This window comes from Vibrio sp. 704, assembly GCF_033339295.1.
The window spans coordinates 1-500 of record NZ_JAWOUH010001114.1 but is presented as its reverse complement, the minus strand read 5'-3'; the positions used below and the strand labels follow the sequence as shown (position 1 = coordinate 500).

At 45.4% G+C, this 500-nt stretch carries 1 protein-coding gene; it reads right to left on the bottom strand.

Annotated features, from left to right (window positions below; all coding sequences use genetic code 11):
- Window positions 1-161 precede the first annotated feature (161 nt).
- On the bottom strand, window positions 162-500 hold a 339-nt coding region (locus R7R24_RS30950), incomplete at its 5' end, for a 2-oxoadipate dioxygenase/decarboxylase family protein (RefSeq protein ID WP_318120748.1).

Below are 500 nucleotides of genomic sequence, written 5' to 3'. Positions count from 1 at the left end.
GTTAATCTCAATTTAGAGTGACACGAACAAAATTATAAAAGCCACCAATGGCGACATTGGTGGCTTTTTATTTACTTTGTTATTTACCTTGCAACTCAGTCAAACCCTAGGTCGCAAGAGGCTAACAAACAACAACGTTAGCCCAGGGTATTCCATTGCGTTTAGCCATTATTGCTTTCAAAAATTTTGTCTGCTGAAGCGGCAACAAATCCTGGATACAACTCGCCATTCTCCATTGGGTAACGTTTAGCAAACTCGTAAAAGCCACCTGGGATAATTTCCGCACCTTCTTCGAAGGTCACTAGCACTTTGTCTGCCATTGTCGACGATTGCTCAAGCAGCACTTCCGGCGAGCCTTTCACCTCACCGCCCGACTCATTGATCACAAACCCTGCCTGACGAAGATGGTCGTTAACCTGTTTGACTTCATCGTGTTGATTCAGCTGATTCACACTCACCGTAAAGTGATTAGCACCATAACCGTGCGCGGCCAGCCAAGA